The sequence below is a fragment of the Shewanella putrefaciens genome (assembly GCF_016406305.1).
In the GTDB taxonomy this organism is placed as follows: Bacteria; Pseudomonadota; Gammaproteobacteria; order Enterobacterales; family Shewanellaceae; genus Shewanella; species Shewanella putrefaciens_C.
The window spans coordinates 1,168,378-1,194,020 of record NZ_CP066369.1 but is presented as its reverse complement, the minus strand read 5'-3'; the positions used below and the strand labels follow the sequence as shown (position 1 = coordinate 1,194,020).

Below are 25,643 nucleotides of genomic sequence, written 5' to 3'. Positions count from 1 at the left end.
AATTTTTGGAGCCATGATGGCAAGTAAACCCCCTGTGCACAGCGAACAATACCCACACTCCTACTATGTCGATACCGCGAAGGAAATTTATGCGCACCCACAGCTTGAAGGCGAAATCAGCGCCGATGTCTGTATCGTGGGCGGCGGCTTTAGCGGCATCAATACCGCGATTGAACTCACTCAGCGTGGGCTGAGTGTGGTTTTATTAGAAGCTAAGCGTATCGGCTGGGGGGCGTCGGGGCGCAATGGCGGCGAACTCATTCGCGGCATAGGCCATGACGCTTCGCAATTCCAAAATGAAATTGGCATCGAAGGAGTGAAAGCCATTGAACAGATGGGCTTCGAAGCGGTAGAAATTGTGCGTAATCGCATCCAAGAACACCAAATCGACTGCGATCTGCAAATGGGATATTGCGACTTAGCGGTAAAACCCCGCCATATGGATGAGCTTGAAGAAGAGTTTAGTGCACTCAAAGCCATGGGTTATCAGCAAGAAATCAAGCTGTTAACTAAGCCGCAATTAGGTGAAGTCATAGGCTCAGATTTTTATCAAGGTGCGCTAGTCGATATGGGCAGTGGCCATCTACATCCGCTCAATCTTGCCCTCGGTGAAGCCAGAGTCGCCCGTAATCTCGGCGCGCAGTTGTTTGAATACAGCGCCGCAGAGAAGATTATTCAAGGGGCTAGACCTAAGGTCATTACCGCTAAGGGAGCCGTCAATTGCCAATACTTAGTCCTGGCGGGCAATGCCTATATAGGCCATAAACTCAATGCTTACCTCGGTGGTAAAGTCTTGCCCGCTGGCAGTTATTTATTAGCGACAGAGCCCTTAACCGAAGCGCAATGCGCGAGTATCATTCCGCAAAATATGGCCTTCGCCGATATGCGAATTGCCTTAGATTACTTTCACTTATCCGCAGACCGGCGCCTGCTGTTTGGCGGTCTTTGCACCTATTCGGGTAAAGATCCTAAGGATATTGAAGCGGCATTGCGGCCAAACTTGGAGAAGGTTTTCCCGCAGTTAAAAGGCGTGCGCATCGATTATGAATGGGGCGGTATGATAGGTATCGGCGCTAACCGTATGCCACAAATTGGTCGCCTACCCGATGCCAACAATATTTTCTATGCCCAAGCCTATGCGGGACATGGCGTGAACGCCACCCATATGGCGGCCAAACTACTGGCCGAGGCCATTTGCCAACAGGCGGGACATTTCGATGTGTTCGCTAAAATCAAGCATATGACCTTCCCCGGCGGCCCGACATTCCGCTCACCTATGCTCGCTGCCGGTATGCTGTATCACAGATTTAAAGACTTGTTTTAAGAGCTTGTTTTAAGGACTTGTTTAAAAACTAATGCATGGTGCCCATCGGATAAACGATTCGATGGGCATCACTATTGTTTAAGTGCTCGTTATTTAAGAGCTCGCCAATCTTTGCCGCTTTCTACGTCTTGCCCACAGGATAAAAGGGATAGACCCGAGGTAATGCACACCTAACGCCATCACAACGCCAAAGCCAATCCCACTGGCAGTTAACGGTATCCCAGGCTTAAAATTGCTGACGGTTTTCTCAAGATAATCAAAGCGCACGGGACTAAACATATAGGCAGTTTTCTCAAACAAGTTGCCCGTATTAAAGATCGCCATGCCCTCTGTTAACGCTTTATAAAGCGCCAGTGTCTGCACCTTTTGCTCGGCGTCGGCGCGCACACTAGGTTCCTCATTTTGCTGGTGACGGGCAATCATGGCCTCAGCATCGGCATAATGATATTCCTTAGCCGTTGCCTCGTAACCCTCAACCTGCCATCGAGTCGACTCATAAAGGCCTGACAAAAATTGCTGATAATGATCAGCCAGTTGCGGTAATTGCAAGGCAATCACTAGAATGAATCCAAATACCAATTTATCAATCAATCTGCCTATCAAGACCGCCTCCTTAGCATTTTGCCAAACGACGTAAAAATCCCATGATGTTCAACAAAAACCACGCTAACTTAATCTACAGTACGAATGTCAGTACAAAGCTCGCTTAGCACTCTATGGGAAGATCGGTACGACTGCCCCAATCCGCCCAGGAGCCATCATAAAGGATGGGATTGGTATGCCCCGCCGCAACCGAAGCTAAAATCAAAATACAGGCCGTTATCCCAGAGCCGCAGCTGAATATCCGGACTGACTTGTCCGCAGCCAGCCCTTGATAAATCGCCTGTAACTCACTTACCTTTTTGATTTTATTACCATCAAGCACTTGAGCGAAGGGTAAGTTAACAGAACGAGGAATATGCCCAGAGCGTACACCGGGGCGCGGCTCACTCACTTGACCTAAAAAGCGTGGCGCACCACGGGCATCGATAATCGCGGTGTCGGCATCTTCGATTCGAGATAGCACAGCCTCGGCATCCATCACCCGCTCAGGGTGGTATTGCAGCGCATCGGCCAAAGTATCGATATCCGCCGGGCCATAATCGATGCCTTCGGCTTGATAACGGGATGAGGTGATGCGGTCTTCTTCAATCCATTGGGGCAAGCCACCATCGAGCACATAAACGCGATTAAACCCCATGACTTTAAAGGTCCACCAAGCCCGTGGGGATGAATAAATGCCTTGGTTATCATAGATAACGATAACACTGTCGGCCTCAATCCCAAGTTGCGCTATCCCTTGGATAAATTGCTCAAATGTCGGCAAGGCATGGATTTGAGTTGAAGTGCTATCGCAAAACCCATTTTCAATATCGAACCTGCGTGAGCGCGGAATGCAGATAGGCTCATCGTAAACCACAGGTTCTTTGCCAATCACGGTTTCCATACTAGCATCGAGCAGGACTAGATGGGGATCTGTGAGGTGTGCTTCGAGCCACTGCGTACTGACAAGTGGGTATTCCATAGGGGGTCCTTTTACTGTTATCTCATTCTGCCGCTAGTCTCTCACCAAATGTCATAAAGCCCAAATATCGGCTTAACAAATTGTCTGCTTTGGGATTTTATTTAAAAGCGTCGACTCGGTTTTATGAAGCTAAATCATCAAATTGCGTCGAAGTAGGGTTTCAAGATAGCTTTTAGAGACAGCGCTTTCGAAATAATCCTGTCAAAATAGCCGCTATTTAATAACTTCAATTTTCACGTCAATCAAACCTGAAGATGTGTTGCCTATACTGCTAAAGGCCGATTTAGACAGATCAATAATACGGCCACGCACGAAGGGCCCTCTATCATTGATTTTGACAATCACACTTTTGCCATTATCGACATTGGTGACCTTAACACTCGAGCCAAAGGGTAACTTTTTATGTGCCGCCGTCTTTAATTTATGCAGGTAAAGCTCACCGCTGGCCGTCTTTCTATTTTGATGTTTATCCCCATAAAAGGAAGCCTGACCCGATTCAGTGAATCCCACCCAGTTTCCATTTTCACCCGTTTGCACCGAAGAACAACCGACTAACAAGCTTAACAGTGCTAGCACAGCTAGTTTGACGAAATTGAACTGCCTGATTAGGTTTTGAAGTGCATTCACATGACACCCTCTCTAATGAGTGAACGCTTTGCTGACAAGCAATAGGCTCAGCAAAAGTCACGGGGAAAATAACGAACAACCTTAGATGACAAAACTCGAAGCTTGCATCCTAAAAGATCAAAACAAGAAACAATAAATTTCCACGAGGCTACAGCAGTTGCACGCTAAAATCACGTTTTTACAGGTGAATGCTCTCGGTTTGAAGTCAAAAGGTTACGGACATATAGACTTAGAAACAAACAGAATAGCGTTAGAAATAGAGGCCTAGTACGACTAAATAACTTGTTTGGTAACTTAAATGCTGGCCCCTACTGATGGGCAAGCCATGGTGTTCACTCACCGACACGCAGCAAGTCCCTCCCTGGATGCTCGACCGCCCCGTCTGATGTGAAAGGATTCACAAATGCCGCGATGGCATGGATGCCAAAAAGCGGCCATGGGGCGGACGGTCGTCTCGCCAATCACCATGACTCACCTTTTTGGCATTAGTGTAACCTGCAGATTTAAAAGCTTTACGCAGCACGCTTTGGGACATAAATGCGTTAGATTTAATGCACTAAAGGTGAGTAATAGCATTAGCAAAGTTATGGTAACCAGATTAGTTTACACTGACCCCGCATATTCGTTGGCTGATATCCACTAACGAAGGCTTGCCATGGTGCTTGCTCACCGACACGCAGCAAGTCCCTATATGGACACCTCGAATAGATCAACCACTTTTTGAGTAACAGAAAGTAATACTGCGTACGTATATCCGACCTGTTCGTGAGAATCTTTGCTCTCTGGCCTTAATGAGAACCGCGCCTTTGCTGCTTATCGTCCCTTCGGAGTTATAACTCCTTATACTCTCTCAGCATTTGCAAAGGCCGGTATTACCTGTTACTTCATTAATTGCGTTCGGTTTTTTAGGGTATGTTATTGCTTCATTTAGTTAACAGGGTCTGTACTCTGTTTTATAGTAGAGCATCGCCCAAATTATCCTCGCCAGTTTATTTGCAACTGCCACGGCTGCTTTTTGCTTGCCTCTTCGTTCAATGATATTTCTCGCCCATACAGACAGCCTATCATCGTTGTTTGTTGCGTAGCGTATGACAGACCATGCACCTTGAATTAACTGACGCCTTAGATAGCTGTTACCACGCTTGGTTATGCCACCTAATTTCTGTTTTCCACCACTTGAAAACTCTTTTGGAACGAGCCCTAAATTGGCAGAAAAATGTCGACCATTTTGATAACTGGAGCCATCTCCAGCAAAGGATACCGCTGCTGTGGCAATAATCTCAGCGACACCTCGTATTGCGGTTAACCGTTTGGTATCTGGATGATTCATTGCTTGTATCCGAATATCTTTTTCTAATGACTTAATCGAAGCATTTACGGCATAAAGCTCATCGAGCAATTCCCTGATGTACCGACGAGCGATAGTGGTAAGCGAGTTACTTGCATCTTCGAGTAACTCAGGAAGTGCTAGGTTAAGTGGATCACGACCTTTAGGGATAACGATGCCATATTCACTTAATAAACCACGGATCTGATTAGTTAATGCCGTTCTGACCCTAATACGGCGCTCTCGGATCCGATGGCTTATGATCACATCGACCTGCTCTAAAGATCTTGGTTTAACAAAGATGATGTTAGGACGTTGAGCCGCTTCACATATAGCAAAAGCATCATTGCGGTCATTTTTATTCCCTTTCACGAATGGTTTCACATGTTGTGGTGGAATTAATCTGACCTCAAAACCCTGAGAGATAAGTTCTCTGCCCCAATAATTTGAGCCACTGCAGGCTTCCATAGCAATGACAGCATCGGGATATTGAACAAGCGTTTTTAATAGTTGGGTGCGTTTAATTGTGCGATTAAATACGGCTTTCCCTGCTTGATTAACACCACAAACCTGGAGAACATTTTTTGCCAAATCGATACCAATTAGAGTAATTTTCATAGTGGACACCTTTGTTGATATTGAGCTTGCAGATTCAATATGGCGTTAATGACGCCTACTTTACAAGAGGTGTCCATCTCATCATCCCTGGATGCTCGACCGCCCCGTCCATGGGGCGGACGGTCGTCTCGCCAATCACCCTAGCTCACCGTTTTGGCATTAGCGTAACCTGTAAATTTAAAAGCCTTATGCAGCACGCTTTTGGACAGAAACCGTTTAGAGTATTGAGTCTAGTTAAGTTCTATTGGATTAGAAAAAATACCTCCTTTTATTCGCTCCCTAATCCGCTACGACCTGAGGATGGTTCAGTTTTGTCTATGGGTGTCCATTTAGTGTGTTACTTATCGATGCAAATGGTAGTTCGGTTTTTATCGCAAACTAACAACGCAAGCATATTTTCAAAGACACCTGAATCACAACACTCAAATCTTGTTTGATTGATTTCAAACCTTAAATGGACTGCCTTTGATATTTTCATGCCTAAAGATTTTATCAAGAGTGGCTAGTGATTTATCAGAAAGCCCCTGCGTAAAGAGAAGGGTTAAGTTATGTTTTGCCCTTGAACAGCTGACATAAAACAAGTTTCTATTTCGTTCAAAAGTATCATCTTTTCCTTTTGGAACACCGTCTTCCATCCATTCAAGCATTTGATCCCAGTTGTAGTGACTCCAGCCACGGCCACAAACTACTAGAACATTATCAAACTGGGCGCCTTTTACCCCATGCTTGGTTGAAAAAGGGGTTTTATCATTTATGTACTCGGCCAAATTTATGACTTCAGAGTAACGCACAGCGCGAAGACGCCTAATTTTCTCGACGAAACTCAATTCATCTGGTTCCAATGACTCTTGATCTCGGGCGGATAGTGTTTGATAGCGGACTTCAGAATCCGCGACTTTTGCCGGCACTCTTGGCATATTCGTAGTTATCAACAGGTCTAAAACATCACCGATTGTAGAAGTGTCTCTAAGCCGCATTAACCTTGCTAAATTCTCATTCCAAGCGGTTTTGTCAGCTTGCGACGTTAAGTAGGAGCGGCTTTTCTTTTTAATCTGAAGCAATTCACCATACATACGTTGTTGGAAAGCTAGCGCAGTCGACTCAACAGTTTCGACAAAGAACTCAATATATTTGTCATTTTTTTTCAGATAGTCTTCTGAATATTTGAAGCAATCTGCGAGATTTTTGAATTTCTGTTCGGTAGCTATCAGGTTATTCGTCAAGAACAGTATTTTGGTTTTAGATAACGACATATCCCAACCATGCTCAACCATTAATGATTTGGTTTGCTGGATAAATCGTCTAGTTTCTTCCTCAGGAAGATCGTCTTTCCAATGTGCACCAGCTAGCCGAGTACCTTGCCATTCATTTGAATGGTAAACCTTTATACTTCCTGTGGAGTTGGGGTCTGATTCAGCCTGAGGTAACTCGGGACGCATGCGATTGAGGCATTCAACAATATCTTTATCAGAACGAAAATTGGCTCGTTTGCCAATCTCGATGATTTTCCTTGCAGGACTGCGAATCAAACCGCAAGCTGACGAACCGTATATTTTTTGCCAGTGATCGCCAAAAAGACCAACAACAATTCCTGAGTCATTATCAATAAGGTTTTGCACGATACTTTCGGCAAGCGCGCTATCAGTGTCTTGATATTCATCAATAAAGATAATTGGGAATTTGCTTTTCAGTAATTTCTGGAATTTGGGAAACGCCAACATACGAGCCATTAACGCGACAACGTCGTCATGATGGAGAGAAATTTCATGTTCTTTAATCGACGCAAAACCTAAATCGTACTTAACCGTTTGATTACCAATCCCTGCCGATTCTGCAATTCTCTCTTGCCACTTTGCTCCAAGGGTAGGAATAAGTTGTCTCAACTGCTCCTGGTAGTTTTGCAAAACACTCCAACTGAAAGCATGAATCGTATCCGCAAAAATGACCGGATTATTATCGGTTCTTGCCTTGATCTCGTCTTTGGCCACGTTTGTATAAGTGATACAGGCAACCTGTTTTCCAGAGACTACAAACTCATTTGCACGTAAAGAAATCAGATACTTGAGCGACTCAATCAACGAATAGGTTTTTCCCGCTCCAGCACCGGCTTCCAATCTGAAACATTGCCCTTGCTCAATACAACCTCTTAAGCTTTCTAGCGTTTCAGCTGATGCTTGTGCTGCTGGGCTCAGTGTTGTCATGGTTGCACTCCTGCAACAGCTGCAACTGGGTCATCGTCTAACCACGCACACCCTTCTTGAATATACTTTGGAACCAGCCAATCCGTATTACTTATGCAATATTCAATAGCGAAGTCCGCTTTGCTCTTTTTGCCGATCTCTTTTGCAGCCTCAAAAACAGCAGCCTCAAGTGCGGAACCAGTTAAGTTATCTAGCTGGAATAACTCGCTATTAGCCAAGATAAATGCATCTTCAAAGCTACGGCCGCATAAGCCACTAACATCTTCATCTACCTGAAAGGCAAGTCGCCGGCATCCGAAAATTTTAGAACCTGAATCTTTAGCTCTAATAGCAGCTAAGTCAGAATAACCCTCTCCGCCAAACCATCTTGAAATGCCGACGTTACTCGACCTATCACCGTGGCTCACCATTACAGCGGCATGATGTTGTTTCGAATAAACTGCGTCTAGGTCAGTAATAAAGAGGGTTTTAAGCTCAAGAAAATCTATGAATTTGTAGAAGTGATGTGCATAAGCGCCACCAATTTCGACAACTGACAGGTATTTCTGCCTTAAGTTAGTACCTAAAGCAGCATCAACTTTTTTAATCATTTGAGGCAACAATATCCTTTCAGTCGCCCCTTCAACAAGGATCGCTCGGTCTGCAAAATACAGGTCGCATTTTGTGAGCGTCAGGTATTTATGCAAAAACTCTTTGTCGCCTGCTGCTTCGTCACTTTGGAAAGCAATACCCAGATCCTTAACTTTGGTCTCGTTTCCATTTTTGGAAAGGAAATAACGAACTTTGCTAAAATCAGCTTCGTTAGCAATATGCGAGGAATGAGTACTTACGATAAATTGTACAGGCCACACCTGCTGGTCATTTAGCTCACGCTGGAACTGCTCAACAATTTGCTCAAGCTGTCGAATAAATACTTCCTGCATTTGCGGATGAAGATGTGCCTCGGGCTCTTCTATGAAAATTACATGCCCTTTCGGTGGCGTTTGATGGCTTTGAAACTCACGGAAATACTCATAAATTCGGAAAAGGATAAAGATTAGATTCCGCATTCCCAATCCGTTATAGGTTTCAGGCAATGTAAAATGATCATCTCGTTGATAAAAAACGCGGGTATGACTTTCCAGCAGTGATTTAACATTGAGTTCGGTTGCTGCGCTTAAATTTGGATCGTGCAGACCTGGATATCCAAAAATATTTAAGGTGGGAAGTAGAGCTTTCACCCTTGCCTGAAAGTCAGTATCAACGACTTGTTGTAATCCTTCGACGACAGTATTAATTTCAGCTGATTGCACCTTAAAAGCTTCTGGCGCCCCAACACTACTCGCACTTTTGAAAATATTACCTAACGATTTACCAAGCACATCACGTTCATTGTGCGTTTCGTCATCTAAACCGCGTTGTGCATTTATAAGACCCGACAGCAGCAATTTTTTAAATGATGAAAACTCAAGTCGAGCTTTGTTGTCCAGGTTTGTCGGCTCGACCGCGTAAACGGTAGCCTCGTAGTGCAATCCAATCCGTGATCTAAGATCCGAGAAATATTGCTTCCTGTTTGTGCTATCCAGCCCACTAAAAAACTCGCTGATCTTACCGTCTTTTAATTGATAAGAAATCAGGATAATGGTTTCAAATAATTGGTCGTCAAAATCGATAATAAAGTCGCCAAGTACGCCATACTCATCCGCATTTTCTTGATAATTAATGAGTAACTCTAGCTCGATCGTTGGAAGCATCGACCTAACAACGTCATCTTCAGCGCCGCCTTGCAGAGCATTCAGCGCATCTTCGAAACCTGTAAGACAGGATTGATTGAAATCCTCATAACGCACCTTCGGACCGGTAGGATTCAGAAAACTGCGAAAAGCCTCCGCAAATGAAGTTTTCCCAGTATTGTTACGTCCAACAATAAGGGTTGTTTTTTCATCAATCGAAAATGACACATCTTTGAGCAGACGATAGTTTTTAATTCGTACATTTTTTATTTTCACTTTTCATCCCTGACTTAAATTTTATCCGGTAATAATTTACACTTTGCAGCCTTACTATAATTTGGTCAATCATTGCGTTTCAGAGTGAGCCTAAAGTCACGCTACTAAATCATTTTGGGGCAATATTTTTTAGCTAAACGAGCAGCGAGAGGGTTAGTTAAGATTGGCATTGTTGCAACTGTGACCGTTGGCGGCATGGATGCCGTCGTCGAGCCCTCAGGGACGAGTTTATGGCGAGTCACAGGGGAAACAATGACAATTCATGCTGCAAACTGACAACAAAGTTATCTTGCTTTGGGGCAATAGCTTTTTAGCTGAATGAACAGCTAGAGGCTTAGTGAGGATTGACACTGTTGCACCAGTGACCTTCTAAAACTTGAATGTTTTAGTAGAGCCCTCAGGGACGCTTCTTGTTTAATAAAGGTGCGGCGTGTCACTGGGAATAATGACAATTAATGCAGCACAACTGACGATTCAATGATCTTGCTTGGGGTAAAACCGCCCTAAAATAAAAAACCTCTTTCCATGTAATATGAAAAGAGGTTTTAGGATTGAGCGAAAGTTGCTCCTTCTTTTATATAGACAAAAAAGAGCGGTTATAAAAACTAAGCGCTTATAGCACAATCCAAGTCGCTTTCAATTCTGTGTATTTGTCGAAGGAATGCAGAGATTTATCTCGGCCATTACCGGACTGTTTATAGCCACCGAATGGCGCTGTCATGTCGCCGCCATCGTAATGGTTGATCCACACCATGCCAGAGCGCAGGGCTTTGGCGGTTTTATGGGCCTTGCTAATATCCGATGTCCACACGCCAGCGGCTAAACCGTAGATGGTATCGTTGGCGATTGATATCGCTTCTTCCATGCCATTAAATTCAATAACAGATAACACTGGGCCAAAGATCTCTTCACTGGCAATTTTCATCTGATTATTTACGTTAGAAAATACCGTTGGCTGCACATACACACCGCCCGTGTCGGCCATCACTTGGCAGCCACCGTGGACTAAGGTTGCGCCTTCATCTTTACCTGCTTTAATGTAACTGAGCACTGTGTCTAACTGTTGTTTATCGACAACGGCGCCACTCACAGTCGCAGGGTCGAGTGGATGCCCCGGATGCCATGAGGCTAACTCCTCTGCGATAAGCGCGATAAGCTCATCTTTCACCCCGGATTCCACCAGCAAACGCGAACCTGCGGTGCAAACTTCACCTTGGTTAAAGGCAATCGCCTCAGCAGCAGCGACAGCAGCGGCTTTGAGATCTGGCGCGTCATTAAAGACGATATTGGGGCTCTTGCCTCCCGCCTCTAACCACACGCGTTTCATGTTCGACTCACCGGCGTAAATCATTAATTGCTTGGCAATTTTTGTCGAACCGGTGAACACCAACGTATCGACATCCATATGCAGGGCTAAAGCTTTACCCACGGTATGGCCAAATCCTGGCAACACGTTTAATACGCCCTGCGGGATCCCGGCTTCAATGGCGAGTTGCGCCATACGGATAGCCGTTAAGGGTGACTTTTCAGAGGGTTTTAATACCACACTGTTACCCGTGGCAAGCGCGGGACCGAGCTTCCAACATGCCATCAGCATTGGGAAGTTCCAGGGCACAATAGCGGCCACAACCCCCACGGGTTCACGGGTGATCATGCCAATTTCATTGTGAGCGGTTGGTGCGAGTTCATCGTAAATTTTATCAATCGCTTCGCCGGACCAGCGAATCGCACGGGCAGCACCTGCCACATCCACCGCTTTAGAGAAACGAATCGGTTTACCCATGTCGAGGGTCTCTAACAGCGCGAGTTCATTGGCATTTTCTTCCAATAACTCGGCGAAACGTATCATCACTTGCTTACGTTTTACCGGAGACTGCTGCGACCAAACACCGGACTCGAATACGCTGCGGCCATTGGCAACCGCAAGATTAGCGTCCGCAAGATCGCAACTCGCGACTTTGGCCAGCAAGCGGCCATCGATAGGGCTGATGCAATCGAAGGTGTTACCCGAAACGGCATCTTGGTATTCGCCATTGATAAACGCCTTACCATTAATAGATAGGCTGGCAGCAAGACTTTCCCATTCGCTGCGTTTCTTCGGTGTGCTCATGATGACCTCTTAATAGTTCGCATAGGTGTGGTTTATCGTTCATCGACAAATGATAGTGGCCTGTGGCGACGTTAGCGCAAACGCTCAACATCATCACAGCCATAATTCGGACTTCAGATTACGCTGTTTGAGCAATAAAATTCAATATTTTTTACAAAAATAGCTTTTTTGCCACAAATAACTGCACAAACCCCTTCCATGTTCATTATTTCTAACATAGCATAGCAAATATTAACCACCCTAAAACAATACCCGCTAATACAGGACAAGGTAGATTACTATGGCCGATTTGCCGCTCAACTCACTCAGCAATGCGTCCTCCCTAGAACATTTCTGGATGCCCTTTACCGCCAACCGCCAGTTTAAGGCCAGTCCGCGATTACTCGCCAAGGCCGAAGGCATGTATTACACGGATATTGATGGCAATAAGGTATTAGATGCCACCGCGGGTTTATGGTGTTGTAACGCTGGCCATGGTCGCAGAGAAATTAGCGAAGCGGTCAGTAAACAAATTAAAGAGATGGACTACGCGCCCTCCTTCCAAATGGGCCACCCCATTGCCTTTGAACTTGCCGAGCGTTTAACCGAGTTAAGCCCAGAGGGATTGAACAAAGTGTTCTTTACTAACTCTGGCTCTGAGTCCGTTGATACCGCGCTTAAGATGGCACTTTGCTATCACAGGGCGAATGGTCAAGCCTCACGCACCCGCTTTATCGGCCGCGAAATGGGCTACCACGGCGTCGGTTTTGGCGGCATCTCTGTGGGTGGCTTAAGTAATAATCGTAAAGCCTTTAGCGGCCAATTACTGCAAGGGGTCGATCACTTACCCCACACCTTAGATATCCAAAATGCAGCATTTACCCGTGGGTTATCGCCCTTTGGCGCGGAAAAAGCAGAAGTATTAGAACAGCTTGTGACCCTACATGGCGCCGAGAATATTGCCGCCGTAATCGTTGAGCCTATGTCAGGTTCTGCAGGAGTAATATTACCGCCCCAAGGTTACTTAAAACGTCTGCGTGAAATCACTAAGAAGCACGGCATCCTACTGATTTTTGATGAAGTCATTACCGCCTTTGGCCGCGTTGGTGCCGCCTTTGCGAGCCAGCGTTGGGGCGTTACTCCAGACATTATCACCACAGCTAAAGCCATCAATAACGGCGCTATCCCGCTAGGCGCAGTGTTCGTGCAAGATTTTATCCACGACACTTGCATGCAGGGCCCCACAGAGCTGATTGAGTTCTTCCACGGCTACACCTATTCCGGTCATCCCGTCGCTGCCGCTGCGGCGCTTGCCACCCTATCGATTTATGAAAATGAGCAGCTATTCGAGCGCAGCCTTGAGCTTGAACGCTACTTCGAAGAAGCGGTGCACAGCCTCAAGGGCCTGCCGAATGTGATTGATATTCGCAACACCGGATTAGTCGCGGGGATCCAATTTGCCCCTAACGCCCAAGGCGTCGGTAAACGGGGTTACGGCGTGTTTGAACACTGTTTCCGCCACGGCACTTTAGTGCGAGCCACGGGCGATATCATTGCCATGTCACCGCCACTGATTGTCGATAAACGCGAGATAGACCAAATGGTTAATAGCCTCAGCGACGCGATTAACGCCGTTGGATAATAGCGCCAACGGCTCGCTCTACCCTCACATTTAACACCCCGCTGCGGCGGGGAACAGCAAAGGTTAATTATGCTCAACATCACTCATTTTGTTAATGGTCAGCACACACCAGCCAGCATCAGAACCCAAGATGTTTTTGAACCCGCAACCGGTGAATGTCGCGGTCAAGTCTCACTGGCAAGCGCAGCGGAAGTCGGCGAAGCCATCGCTATCGCTAAAACCGCCTTTGAAACCTGGTCACAGGTAACGCCACTCAACCGCGCTCGAGTGCTCTTTAAATTCAAAGCCTTAGTCGAGCAACATTTAGATGAAATGGCGCAGCTTATCACCCGCGAGCACGGCAAAGTGTTAGATGATGCTAAGGGTGAGCTTATCCGCGGCCTCGAAGTGGTCGAATTTGCCTGTGGTATTCCGCACTTACTCAAAGGTGAACACACACAACAAGTGGGTGGCGGTGTCGATTCCTGGTCAGTCAATCAAGCTTTAGGTGTTGTAGCAGGCATAGCGCCCTTTAACTTCCCCGTGATGGTTCCCATGTGGATGTTCCCAATCGCGATTGCCTGCGGTAACACCTTTATTATGAAACCCTCGGAAAAAGACCCAAGCTCAGTAATGCGAATTGCCGAGCTGCTTAAAGAAGCGGGCCTTCCCGATGGCGTGTTTAACGTGATTAACGGCGACAAAGAAGCCGTCGATACCTTACTCACCCATAAAGATGTGCAAGCGGTGAGCTTTGTGGGCTCAACGCCAATTGCCGAATATATCTACAGCACAGCCTCTAAACATGGCAAACGCGTACAGGCCTTAGGCGGCGCGAAAAACCATATGTTACTCATGCCAGATGCGGATTTAGATCAAGCCGTTAGCGCCTTAATGGGCGCAGCCTATGGCAGTGCTGGTGAGCGTTGTATGGCAATTTCTGTGGTACTGGCGGTGGGCGATGTGGGCGATACTTTAGTGGAAAAACTGCTACCGCAAATCCAAAGCTTAAAAGTCGGTAACGGTCTCACCCCTGAGATGGAAATGGGTCCGCTGATCTCAAAACAGCACCTGGCCAAAGTCACCCAATATGTTGAAGCCGGTGTGCAAGAAGGCGCAGCGCTGCTGGTCGATGGCCGTAAACTGAGTGTTGAAGAAAACCAACAGGGCTATTTCCTCGGCGCCTGTTTATTTGACCATGTCACGCCAGAGATGAGCATCTACCGCGAAGAAATCTTTGGCCCAGTGCTGGCGATTGTGCGCGTGAAAGATTACCCAGCGGCGCTTGAGCTAATTAACCAACACGAATTTGGTAATGGCACGGCCATTTTCACCCAAAGTGGTGAAGCGGCGCGCCATTTCTGTCACCACGTACAAGTCGGTATGGTTGGGGTGAATGTGCCAATTCCGGTGCCGATGGCGTTCCATAGTTTTGGCGGCTGGAAGCGTTCACTCTTTGGCCCGCTGCATATGCATGGCCCCGATGGCGTGCGTTTTTATACCAAACGTAAGGCAATTACAGCCCGCTGGCCCGTAGGCAAACAGACTCAAGCCGAGTTTGTGATGCCAACGATGAAATAGCCGAATTTCGGCTCAACAAGGAAATCGCAAATGACTGTGAGTATCAACGCCATTGTTCGCTTTGCTACCGCGCAAACACCCGTCGAGACCTATCAGTTACCGACAGAAAAGTTGTTAGCAGGTAATCCGACTCAAGGGTTAGAGAATCATTATTCTAGCCCTTGTGATCAATTCCACAGTGGAATTTGGCAAAGTGAATCAGGCGCTTGGAAAATAAACTACACTGAGTACGAGTACTGCGAGATCCTCGAAGGCCGGAGTGTGATAACCGATCTTCAAGGCCAATCGCAGACGTTCACTGTGGGTGACAGATTTATCATCCCCGCGGGCTTTCAAGGCACCTGGGAAGTCGTGGAACCCTGCCGCAAGGTTTACGTCATTTTTGAGCAAAAGTAACACTAAAGGGGCCGATTTCAGCCCCAGTAAAATAGCTAAGTTAGCTTAGCCACTACTCGCCATGAGGTCACAGCAACGGGTTTTCCTAGGCTGTTGTTTGGCAAACCAACGGATGCACTTGCGCCATAAAATAGCCATGGCAACCAGTAACATCCGAGTCAACAAAGAAAATGGGAGAAATACCGTGTATAACAATCTGAATAAAAAACGGCTGGTACAGCTTGTCGGACTCGCGCTAACCACGACCCTATTCTCCGGCATGGCCGCCGCCGAAGTGACAGGGGAAATCGGTGTCACGAGTGACTATCGTTTCCGCGGCATATCACAAACGGCGGGCGATCCCGCAGTGCAGGGCGGCATCGATTGGAGCTTCGAATCGGGTTTCTCTGTCGGCGCTTGGGCGAGTAACGTGGATTTTGATGAACCAGGTTATAACGGCCCTGATATCGAATACGATTTCTATGTCGCCTATGGCGGCGAGATCAACGAAGATCTGACCTACGACATCACCCTGAACCGTTATAACTATTCCGGCGAGAGTGACATTGGTTACTTTGAAGTTGCAGCGGGTATGGATTTTAAAGGCTTTCGCGCTGCCTATTGGTACACCAATGACTACGGCGGCAGTGATTTAGACTATCACTACGCTGAACTTAACTATTCCTACGAGTTTCTTGAGAGCTGGAGTCTCGATCTGCACTACGGCTACAACGTTGGCGATGCACTGGACGACGGTGAAGGCTTTGATAGTTATTCAGATTATTCTATCGGCGTATCAACTGAGCTAGCGGGTTTTGGTTTATCACTTGCTTGGTTAGCGACAGATCTTAGCGGCGATCAAAAAGTCTCTGACGGCGTATTTAAAAACTCAGATACCGCACTCGCCAGTGTAAGTTACGCATTCTAAGCCTCCATCATTTATCCAAACAAAAAGCCCTCATTTACGAGGGCTTCTTTTTAGCTATTCAAACAGACTTGTCTACCAACGACGCATCTTATGGCCTTTCACCGCGTAGAATAGGATGAACAGATAACAGGGTAACATCACCATATAACCGCCCTGCATACCCATATCCGTCGCCGAGCTCATTAAGCCCCAAGACACAGGACCAAAGGCACCGCCCGCAATCCCCATGATGAGAAGCGCTGAACCTGTGCTGGTCAATTTGCCCATACCCGACAAGGCTAACGGCCACACCGCAGGCCAAACGATGGCATTAGCTAAACCAAGGAAAGCAATCATTAACAAAGTATCGGGCAGCGCCACGCCACCAAAAGGCACTAACAAAACATTCGCGATAGCGTAGGAGTTATTGTCGCCAAATAAAATACCGCATGTCAGTAACAAACCTAGAATAGCCGACACCATCAAGGCCTTAGGTTGGGAAATAAAACGCGGGATTAACAGGATACCTAAAGAATAACCCAGCACCATGCACACCATGGTGTAGGAAGTCATAACACCGTAGGACTCTATGCCTAAAGACAAAGCAAATGTACCAATGGTATCACCTGCAATCACCTCAACAGCCACATACACAAACAGCGCTAATACGCCGAAGGCTAAGTTAGGGTGAGATAACGCCGCCTTAAGCTGGCCTTTATCGGTATTTTCAGCAGTCTCATCTTCATTCAACAATTCTGGCAAGGGCGACTTCTTCACCGCTAATGCCAAAATGCCGATAAAAATCGCCATGCCTAAATAGGGAAAGACTAAGCCATCGGCCATTTCTTCAATTTGCACTTGAGTCAACTCAGTGCCAATACGATCTTTAAAACTGTCTAAAATCAACGCCGAAAACACCAAAGGCGCAATCACACCCGCACCTTTATTTAAAATCCCCATCACGCTCACACGGGCGGCCGCAGATTCTTCAGGCCCTAAACGCACCACATAGGGGTTAACCGCCGTTTGTAATAGGGTTTGGCCTGCGCCCATCACTAATTGGGCGAAAAGAAATAGGGCAAAAATTTGCGTTTCAGCAGCGGGAATAAACAGCAACCCCGCCAGCATCATCACGCCCATGCCTAGCGCCATACCGTTTTTATAACCGACTTTACGTATGACCCAAGCCGAAGGTAGTGCGGTGAAAGTCACGGCAATATAAAAGGAAAATAGGATCAACGAGGCTTGGAAGGGATTGAGTTGCAATATTTGTTTCAAATACGGCATCAAAGAACCATTCAACCAAGTGGCGAATCCAAGGATGAAAAAGAGCGCGGCCACTATGGCCATGGGGAGAAAGCTGCTTTTCTGCTGGCTTTTATCGAGTGTCATTTCCATAAACCTGCTTCTTATAGTAATTAATTATTAAGGTGATGAGGGGACGAAAAACAGCTCAGCGTTCCACATACCCGTAGCGCGACTCGTGTGCAATGGCTAATGTTATCATCCAAACGCGCCATTGTTTCACTGATGTTAAAACAAATAACACAAAAAGACAACGCTGTCATTTATGATTTACTACTCAACTATTAATAACTCTGACATTAACATCGCAGTCAAACCGCTAGCGAGTAAGTCATATCCAAATAGCAATAAGCCGCAGACACAAGATGCCTACGGCTTATATGAATAAACGGACCTAACTGACTAAATCCTGACAAAAATATTGCGACGGTACATCCAATATAACACCAGCCACTGCACCGTAAGTAAGCTGACAACCGCAGCTAACGCTTGAGCGTTTTCAGGCAAGGCACCGACTAGACCGCCAAACACGCTTTGGGCGATATATTTCCAATCCACTAAGCTCGAGGCTAAGTAAATAATGATGGCGTTGGTGCCTATCACCACAAAGAAAAAGGCGGCTTTTTGCCACTTAAGCACATCGACTAAGGCATAGAATAGCGCCAGCAGGATCATGCTCCAGCCCGACGTCACCAGCACAAATGAACTGGTCCACAGCTCTTTATTGACCGGAATAACAAGATCTAACAACCAGCCAAAGGCTAAACAGACGCCCCCCGCAGCGGCGAGTAATCCCACTTTTGCCCACTCACCTTTAGGATGGGATTTAACAATAAAGTGACCGACAAACACCCCCGCTAACGCATTAACGATGGCGGGGATGGTCGACAATAAACCTTCAGGATCGGGCGTGCGTCCCTGATAACTTATGCCGGGTAGTAAAATAGAATCGACATAGGCATTGATGGATTGCGTTGGCGAGAGCACGCCCGCCTGTCCACCGGGGAAAGGCAACCAAAGTTGCATTGCGCCATAACCGAGTAAAATGCCCAAGGCGACAATAACTTGCGTTCGTAGACTGGTATGCCACACCAGTAGTGCAGCAAAAAACCATGCAAAGGCGATTCGGCCTAACACACTGGCATAGCGAATTTTTTCAGGATCGGCAGGCGCGCCCGTTCCCCAACCGTGATTGTATAAAATGCCCAGTAACAGCAATAAAAAGAGTCGTTTAATGCCGTGACGATACACAGGTAATCGCTCACTCATAGGTAATTTATCTAAACGTTTGGGAGATAACCCCAAGGCCACTCCGGAGAGGAAAATAAACAGCGGGAAGATTAAATCGTAGAAGTGAAAACCATGCCATTGGCTATGGTGCATCTGTTCATCGCCCCATTGCCAGCCAGCCCAGCCCGTTAAAATAAGCAAACCACCAAATAGGGCCTCACCGCCCAAAATCCAAAACATATCGAAGCCGCGCAGTGCATCTAGAGACATCAACCTAGGTTTATTCGCCTTTACTGGCAAAGTCGCGTTTGTCTGTGTTGTGTCCATACATCATCCTTTATTATTGTTATTAAAAGCTTTTATAAAAGTTGAACAAAACGAATACGGTACAAAACTAATACTGAATAAAATGAGTGCTGTACAATAAAAAAACTTAGCCCCTGTCATCAAAATACGACAAGGGCTATACCCAAGCTACCTGAAGATACGAGTTTCAGAGCGCCTAGGGTGCTTCAATTCAAGGCGCATCAATGACAGAATGTCGGCCACCTTTTGAATTGATGCAACACGGAAGTGGAGTGCCCTAGGCGCTCCGTCCCGGCTGGTTGTAACGCACTTTATGCCGTGTTGGTTATTTTTAACTTAGTCCACTAGGTCTGCAAATAACCGCCTTGCCTAAAGTGCGTTACATTCCCGCTGAATCCTGCATTTTCAGGTAGTTTGGGTATAGGTTAAACATTACCTTTGCTGCAGACACAATTTAAGGGCGACCCCTGATTGCCTAGCTCGCATAAACAGGTCCTGAATAGACGGCCTGCCCCGCAATGTAGTTTGCCTGCACTTTGTTCTGCCCATCTAGCAAGACAAAGTCAGCCCGATTCCCCAGTGCTAAACGGCCAGCTTTATGGTCAATCCCGAGGAACTGCGCGGGATAAAGCGCCGCCATTCTCAAGGCTTCCGCCAAAGGCAAACCCAACAAGTTGACGGTATTATTGACCGCAGTCGCCATATCGAGCACACAGCCCGCCAGCTCACCGGTCACGGCATTTAATCTGTCACCAACTCGCAGCACGTGCGTACCAAAGAGTTCGAAGCTGGTCTCATCGTCCATACCGACAGGCGGCATAGCATCTGTGACTAACATCATTTTGCCCCTCGGCTTTGCCCGCAGTGCGACCTTTGCCGCCGCGGGATGCACATGGTGGCCATCGACAATCAACCCACACCACGCGGTTTCACTCTCAATCGCCGCGCCAACCATGCCCGGCTCACGGGAACCGAGTGGTGACATTGCATTATAAAGATGGGTAAAGCCCGTTGCGCCCGCCGCTAATGCCGCAACCACAATATCGTAGGAGGCATTAGAATGGCCCAAACACACCTTAACGCCCGAGGCGACAAGCGTGCGGATCACCTCCGGCGACACATTCTCAGGCGCAAGCGTAACGACTCTAATTCCTAAGTCTTGGCGACAAAATACCGCGAGTTCGGCCTCTGTGATTTCGCGAATAAATCCCTGCGGATGCACACCTTTTTTAGGCACAGATAAATGCGGCCCTTCAAAATGCACTCCTAAAACGCCTGCGCTACCTTTGACTAAAGCCTCGGCCACGGCATCGGCGGCACTCGCCATCACGCTAACATTATCGGTGATAAGCGTGGGTAAAAATCCCGTGGTGCCAAAACGCGCATGGGCACGGCCGATAGTCTCAATGCAATTCACACTCGGATCGGTATTGAATAACGCCCCGCCGCCGCCGTTCACTTGCACATCGATAAAGCCCGGCACCAGCGTTCCGGCTTGGCGGATTTCCTTCGCGTCTGAGACAGTATCAAACGCCAGAATGTGCCCGTCTTCAACAGTCACAGGCACATCTTGATGGAAATATTCACCATCAAAAATACGCTCGGCGATCAGGGTGATTTTCATCGCAAACCTCTTTCAATAAATAATACGAGTGACTTAAGGCTTAAACCGCTTACCGTTAGTCAGCTTAAAGCGTTTGGGTCACTTTTTTAAGGCCAGCCGGTTGGTCAGGGTCAATACCGCGGGCAATCGCAACCGCAGCCACGTCGATATAGAAACGTTGTAATAAGGCTAACGGCGCCACACGTGGGTGAATGTCGGTCGAGGTTTGATTCAGATGCACTAAATCGGCGCCGCGTTGGCTCACGTTTTCAATCTGTTCGATATGGCTAGCGTAGGACTCATCACCTATACACACATCGACGATAGTGAGTTTTTTCTCAACTAAAGTGACAGGGCCGTGGAGGAACTCAGCGCTGCTGAAGGCTTCGGCATGGATTGAACACACTTCTTTTAACTTAAGCGCGATTTCCTTGGATACCGCATAACCTAAGCCACGGCCAAGTACCACTAAGTTTTTCACGTCGGCAACGGATTCTGGCGTGAGTTGCGGCTCAGCGTCCACCGCAGTTTGCAGCGCTTGGGGTAAAGAAGCGACGGCGCTAGCGAGGGATTCGCTTTGAGTCCAAGCGGCGGCGAGTTGTAAAATCGCTGACAAGGTCGCGAGGTAACTCTTAGTCGCGGCAACCGCTTTTTCTTCACCAGCACGTAAAGGCACAACCACATCGACGATATCTTTAATCGGTGCAGTTTCATCATTGACTAAGGCAACACAGAAAGCGCCGGCATTTTTGGCCATACGTGCCTGGGCTAAAATATCAGGGCTACGGCCGGATTGGGAAATCACAATCACCAAACCGCCTTCTAATTTCAAGGTCTTACCATACACACTCGCCACCGAAGGGGCGGCGGCGAAGGTCGGAACACCCGCTTCGATTTCAAATAAGTATTTAGCGAACACACCCGCATGATCCGATGAACCACGGCCGACGATCATCACGAAACGGGGATCGAAGGCGCGCAGTTTTTCACCCAACTGCTGCATGATCTCAGCGTTAGCTTCTAATTGACCTGCGATTTTTTGTGGTGCGGTGCGAGCTTCTTGCTCCATAATCGTGTTTGTCATGTCTTTTACCTTCACATTCGATGGGGTTCAACTTCAGTGGCTATACACTGAAAACGACTTATTTATTAAATTCTTGCTGAGCGAAATACATAGCACCGAGTTCGGGAGGTGCTAAGGTTTCTGAAATTTTGTCGACCACATCGGCACCGAGCCAAGCTTGTAAAGGCTCAGCAAGGCCGCCAATCATCGAAAAACGCACCGGATTTAGCCGAAATAACTTACGTGCCATTTCGCTTATATAATCCGCACCTTCCTGTACAATGGCCACAGCGACGGCATCACCTTGATTAGCGCAATCGAGCACACTTCTGGCTAATGCGGCGTAGCAACTTGATGATTTACCCGCTAGGTTTTCGACAATCCCGAGTGCATCTGTGACGTTAAAATAATTCAGCAGCATATCGGTTAATCGGGTCGGTGCGGCAAAACCATCGAGCGCTAACAGCACATGCTCTGCGGCTTTCAAGCCCAGCCAAGCACCACTGCCCTTATCACCTAATGCAAAACCATGGCCACCAATACTTAAACTGGCATCGCCCACATGGGCATAACCGCAGGAGCCAGTGCCAGTGATAATCACTGCGCCATCGGCGCCGCGGTGGGCACCAATACAAGCGGTATGCAGATCTGTAGTGACATACATGGCCGCAAAAGAATGCTGCCAGTTGATAACGTCTTGATATAACCTAGGCACATTCACACCAGCAAGACCGAGACCCGCCACCAGCAAGTGACTATCGCTCTCATTCATGCCCGCATCCAGCAACGCCAGGCGAGTCGATGCTTGAATAGATTCAAATGTTTGTGCAAGACCATGCAGCGGATTAGCACGTCCAGCAACACCTGTCCCTAAAACGGTACCGTCTGCGCAGTAGATGGTGGCTCGGCACTTACTGCCGCCGCCATCGATACCAATAAACAGCTGTTGATCTTTTGTCTGGACTAATTCCATGACACCCCTCTTCATCTCTCAATGCAGTGCTACCGTTGCTGATGTGTAACCGTTAAGACGGCACTCAACTTTAGTTAACTCAATGTTACAGTAAAAATGACAGCGTTGTCATTTACTTTTTTAAGCAATTTCTAATCAAAATTAAAATTGAGGAAATCGTTGGAATCGAAAAAGAAAAAGGCTGCATTTTTTTCATTAAATACAGCCAGATATAAAAACCGATTTAGTTAACGATTAAACTTCTGCCCCTGCGAATACCATCGGCGGCAATAGCGCGGATCTCAATAGGTGCAGTGACCGCCTGCCCCGCTTGATAGGCTTGCCATGGGCCATTGAGGTTTCGGTATTCGAGTTTGAGCCCTGGATAGGCGCTATTGGCAAACAGTTTACCCTCACGGATCTCGGCGCCGACCGTCGGTACGCGATAATCAATACCCGCTTTATCTAGCTTGATAAACTCTTTGTGGCCTAAGGTATTCGCAAGTTGTTGCCAATCTTTTGCCTGTGCATCACGCATGGCTAAGGTAAAAGCCCCCGAGCTTTGGTTATACACAGCGCCTTGATACTGATAAGGCACTTCCCACGCGGCTTGATGCCAAGCACGCTCAGCCAGCATCAACAAACGTGGAAATATCATGTACTCAGCAGTATCGTCACTGCGAATTGTCTCACTCCAGAGCTGCCCTTGAAGGCCACTAAAGACTTTGCCTTCTTCCCTTGGACCCGAGACTTTGTTACCCGCCTCATCGAGTTTTAGCCTGTCATCCGCTTCGAATGGCTGATGTTGAATATCGGTCCATTGCTCGGCGTTAGCGGCTAAATTATCAGGCATAAAGCTAAAGACTTTATGGCTATTGGTCGCGCGGCTCGCCCAGTAATATCCATGCTCCTTAGGATCGGCCTCATAGGGGAAGTCAAAGTACAACACCTCAGGATTAGAAAGCACAACTTCCCACCCCAAATTCACCTGTTGATTGGCACGCGAATGACCTTTGTGGGCAATCACATCCCAAATATTGGACTGCACTTTAGCCGGCATATTCTCAGGGCGAACATGGCTCATACCATCGCTCCAACCCGCTGCTTCTATGCCCTTACTTGCCAACTGATTTGAGATGCGCTCAATAAAATAAGCACCTAATTCGTCGATTGATTTCACGCCCTTATCGTTCTGTTCCACAAAGGCTAAACACTGGGGCGATTGCTTCCACGCCCCTGCGGTTTCATCCGCGCCAATGTGATAACGAGTTAATGGCTGGCCAGCGGTTTGGTGTAATTTCGCAATCTCATCAATCACTTTATCCACAAACTGATAGGTCGATTCCATGCAGACGTTAAGCGTATTGTCATCGTAATACTGCACCGAGGAATAAAGGGTTTTATCATCGGCATCCGAAAGCAGATAGGTCTTAGCCTCAGCGGTTTTACCTTCGGCGATTAACTTACGATAGCGCGCCTCCATCGATTTAATCGCCGCGCGGCTGTGGCCCGGCATGTCCATCGATGGGATAACTTGAATTTGGCGGGCATCGGCATATTTCACTATGTCGATATAGTCTTGTTTAGTATAGAAACCATTAACGCTCGACTCCGCAAATGGGCCGCTGCCCAGTTGCGGTAACAGGCAGGTATTTTCAGCAAGATCATGGCAACGTTTGCTGCCGATGTCGGTCAGCTCTGGCAAGCCGTCGATTTCGAGGCGCCAGCCTTCATCATCGGCCATGTGCAAGTGCAACTTATTGAGTTTATAGGCCGCCATTTGATCGAGCAGATCGAGGACAAAGGCTTTACTGTGGAAATTACGCGCGACATCGATGTGCATGCCTCGGAACGGATACCGCGGGCTATCTTCGATGGTCATCGCATTGACTCGCAAGTCCTTCACATCGACTAGGCTCGCAAGTGACGCGAGTGCATAGGAGAACCCCGCGGCATCGGCAGCGGTGATATTGATTTCATCCACTTTGATATCGAGCCGATAACTGCCCTCATTGCCCGCACTATGCTGCAATTTAACAGTTAAACCTTGGTCGTTTTCAGCCACACCAAGGCGGTCTAAACGCGCCAATGCAGCCGCAACCTGGCTTGGCATCAGCAGTGTTGGATCTAGCTGTTGATAATCGACTTTAATACCCGCAGCTAACGACACTCCTTTATCGGCGCTGTGTACTAGGACTTTTTGCGGCGTAGGAATAATAGCGTTAGTCGCCAGTGCGGCATCTTCACTCACAGCTTGATTATTAACAAATAACGTTGCTGCATCAGCAAGTTGTAATTTATCCATCTCAGTGCGGCGATATTGTTTCACCCTATCTGTGTAGCCTTCGACATAGGGACGCACTTCTAGTTTGGTTTCAGGGTCTTGCCCCACCTGAGTGCTGGCGATCAACACTGGCGCTAACGGCTCGGCAACTAAGTAGTAATTAGGCATGGCATCGGTTTCTGACAATTGCCATAACTCACCACGGAATTGCAGGGTCTTTTTCACACCTTTACTAAAACCGGTAAAAGCTGCTGTCGGCACGATGCGGTATAAGTCGCCCTTTACGTGGGAGATTGTAAATTCATCGCTCTGAACCGATTGCACCGGGCGCATTTGGCTGAAGTAAATCGCCCAATCACGACTAGCAAAATCCATCCCCGGCACAAAATCAATTTCGGCCACAAAACAGCGCCCTTCGGCGAGATCTTTTTTGCAGCTATCATCGGGGATATTAGTCACAACGCGGTAAGTGACGGCCAAGGTATCGCCCAATTGCTGTAATTGAGTTTGAGTTAATGCACCTGAAGCGGTGGCAGGCGAGGCTTGCACAGGGTTAGCGGCCTGATTTACTCCCTGAGACTCAGGCGCATCTGAACAGGCAGTTAAACCGAGTGCGACCAATATGGCGGTCGCGGCAAATGTTTTATTCATGATTATCCTTATCTAGCTCCAGAAATG

The 25,643-nt window shown here is 47.3% G+C and carries 18 protein-coding genes; 5 read left to right on the top strand and 13 right to left on the bottom strand.

Annotated features, from left to right (window positions below):
* The first annotated feature begins 16 nt into the window (after positions 1–16).
* Complete coding sequence (locus JFT56_RS05160) at positions 17–1,324, top strand: NAD(P)/FAD-dependent oxidoreductase (RefSeq protein ID WP_198782630.1); 1,308 nt, start codon at positions 17–19, stop codon at positions 1,322–1,324.
* Positions 1,325–1,417: 93 nt separating this feature from the next.
* On the opposite strand, the gene JFT56_RS05155 is transcribed toward JFT56_RS05160, so the two are convergent.
* The 7 genes from JFT56_RS05155 to JFT56_RS05125 form a co-directional block, all read right to left on the bottom strand.
* Positions 1,418–1,927, bottom strand: a complete 510-nt coding sequence (locus JFT56_RS05155) for a DUF2937 family protein (RefSeq protein WP_198782629.1) — start codon at positions 1,925–1,927, stop codon at positions 1,418–1,420.
* 103 nt (positions 1,928–2,030) lie between these two features.
* Positions 2,031–2,888 (bottom strand): sulfurtransferase, encoded by an 858-nt coding sequence (locus JFT56_RS05150; protein WP_198782628.1) that lies wholly within the window; start codon positions 2,886–2,888, stop codon positions 2,031–2,033.
* 213 nt (positions 2,889–3,101) lie between these two features.
* Positions 3,102–3,515 carry a septal ring lytic transglycosylase RlpA family protein gene (locus JFT56_RS05145; RefSeq protein ID WP_198782627.1) on the bottom strand — a complete coding sequence of 138 codons (414 nt, stop codon included), beginning with the start codon at positions 3,513–3,515 and terminating at the stop codon, positions 3,102–3,104.
* 931 nt (positions 3,516–4,446) lie between these two features.
* Entirely contained in the window at positions 4,447–5,460 is a 1,014-nt protein-coding gene (locus JFT56_RS05140; RefSeq protein ID WP_198780376.1) for an IS110 family transposase, read from the bottom strand.
* A 443-nt stretch (positions 5,461–5,903) separates the two neighbouring features.
* Positions 5,904–7,661: a UvrD-helicase domain-containing protein gene (locus tag JFT56_RS05135; protein ID WP_198782626.1), complete on the bottom strand. Its 1,758-nt coding sequence runs from the start codon at positions 7,659–7,661 to the stop codon at positions 5,904–5,906.
* Complete coding sequence (locus JFT56_RS05130) at positions 7,658–9,649, bottom strand: ATP-dependent nuclease (protein WP_198782625.1); 1,992 nt, start codon at positions 9,647–9,649, stop codon at positions 7,658–7,660. The genes JFT56_RS05135 and JFT56_RS05130 overlap by 4 nt, the downstream gene beginning before the upstream one ends.
* Before the next feature lie 613 nt (positions 9,650–10,262).
* The gene (locus tag JFT56_RS05125) at positions 10,263–11,759 is read right to left on the bottom strand and encodes an aldehyde dehydrogenase (protein WP_198782624.1); all 1,497 of its coding nucleotides are present in this window, start codon (positions 11,757–11,759) and stop codon (positions 10,263–10,265) included.
* A gap of 280 nt (positions 11,760–12,039) precedes the next feature.
* Between JFT56_RS05125 and JFT56_RS05120 the strand changes: the two genes are divergently transcribed.
* The 4 genes from JFT56_RS05120 to JFT56_RS05105 all read left to right on the top strand — a co-directional run bounded on the left by JFT56_RS05120 (position 12,040) and on the right by JFT56_RS05105 (position 16,243).
* Positions 12,040–13,380: an aspartate aminotransferase family protein gene (locus JFT56_RS05120; protein WP_198782623.1), complete on the top strand. Its 1,341-nt coding sequence runs from the start codon at positions 12,040–12,042 to the stop codon at positions 13,378–13,380.
* A 69-nt stretch (positions 13,381–13,449) separates the two neighbouring features.
* Positions 13,450–14,940, top strand: a complete 1,491-nt coding sequence (locus tag JFT56_RS05115; protein WP_198782622.1) for a CoA-acylating methylmalonate-semialdehyde dehydrogenase — start codon at positions 13,450–13,452, stop codon at positions 14,938–14,940.
* Positions 14,941–14,970: 30 nt separating this feature from the next.
* The gene (locus JFT56_RS05110; protein WP_198782621.1) at positions 14,971–15,336 is read left to right on the top strand and encodes a cupin domain-containing protein; all 366 of its coding nucleotides are present in this window, start codon (positions 14,971–14,973) and stop codon (positions 15,334–15,336) included.
* Between the two features lie 184 nt (positions 15,337–15,520).
* The gene (locus JFT56_RS05105; RefSeq protein ID WP_198782620.1) at positions 15,521–16,243 is read left to right on the top strand and encodes a TorF family putative porin; all 723 of its coding nucleotides are present in this window, start codon (positions 15,521–15,523) and stop codon (positions 16,241–16,243) included.
* A gap of 72 nt (positions 16,244–16,315) precedes the next feature.
* Here JFT56_RS05105 and nagP read toward each other — a convergent pair whose 3' ends face one another.
* From nagP to JFT56_RS05075, 6 genes are all read right to left on the bottom strand, one after another.
* Positions 16,316–17,614, bottom strand: coding sequence for an N-acetylglucosamine MFS transporter NagP (gene nagP / locus JFT56_RS05100; RefSeq protein ID WP_198783498.1), 1,299 nt, complete (start codon positions 17,612–17,614; stop codon positions 16,316–16,318).
* Positions 17,615–17,929: 315 nt separating this feature from the next.
* On the bottom strand, positions 17,930–19,084 hold the full coding sequence (gene nagX / locus JFT56_RS05095; RefSeq protein WP_198782619.1) for a transmembrane glucosamine N-acetyltransferase NagX: 1,155 nt from the start codon (positions 19,082–19,084) through the stop codon (positions 17,930–17,932).
* Between the two features lie 454 nt (positions 19,085–19,538).
* A complete protein-coding gene (gene nagA / locus JFT56_RS05090) occupies positions 19,539–20,687 on the bottom strand; it encodes an N-acetylglucosamine-6-phosphate deacetylase (protein WP_198782618.1) in 1,149 nt (382 codons plus the stop codon).
* Positions 20,688–20,751: 64 nt separating this feature from the next.
* The gene (nagB-II, locus tag JFT56_RS05085; RefSeq protein ID WP_106649760.1) at positions 20,752–21,750 is read right to left on the bottom strand and encodes a glucosamine-6-phosphate deaminase NagB-II; all 999 of its coding nucleotides are present in this window, start codon (positions 21,748–21,750) and stop codon (positions 20,752–20,754) included.
* A 58-nt stretch (positions 21,751–21,808) separates the two neighbouring features.
* Positions 21,809–22,702 (bottom strand): N-acetylglucosamine kinase, encoded by an 894-nt coding sequence (gene nagK / locus JFT56_RS05080; protein WP_198782617.1) that lies wholly within the window; start codon positions 22,700–22,702, stop codon positions 21,809–21,811.
* A 223-nt stretch (positions 22,703–22,925) separates the two neighbouring features.
* Positions 22,926–25,616, bottom strand: a complete 2,691-nt coding sequence (locus tag JFT56_RS05075; protein WP_198782616.1) for a family 20 glycosylhydrolase — start codon at positions 25,614–25,616, stop codon at positions 22,926–22,928.
* Between the last annotated feature and the right edge of the window lie 27 nt (positions 25,617–25,643).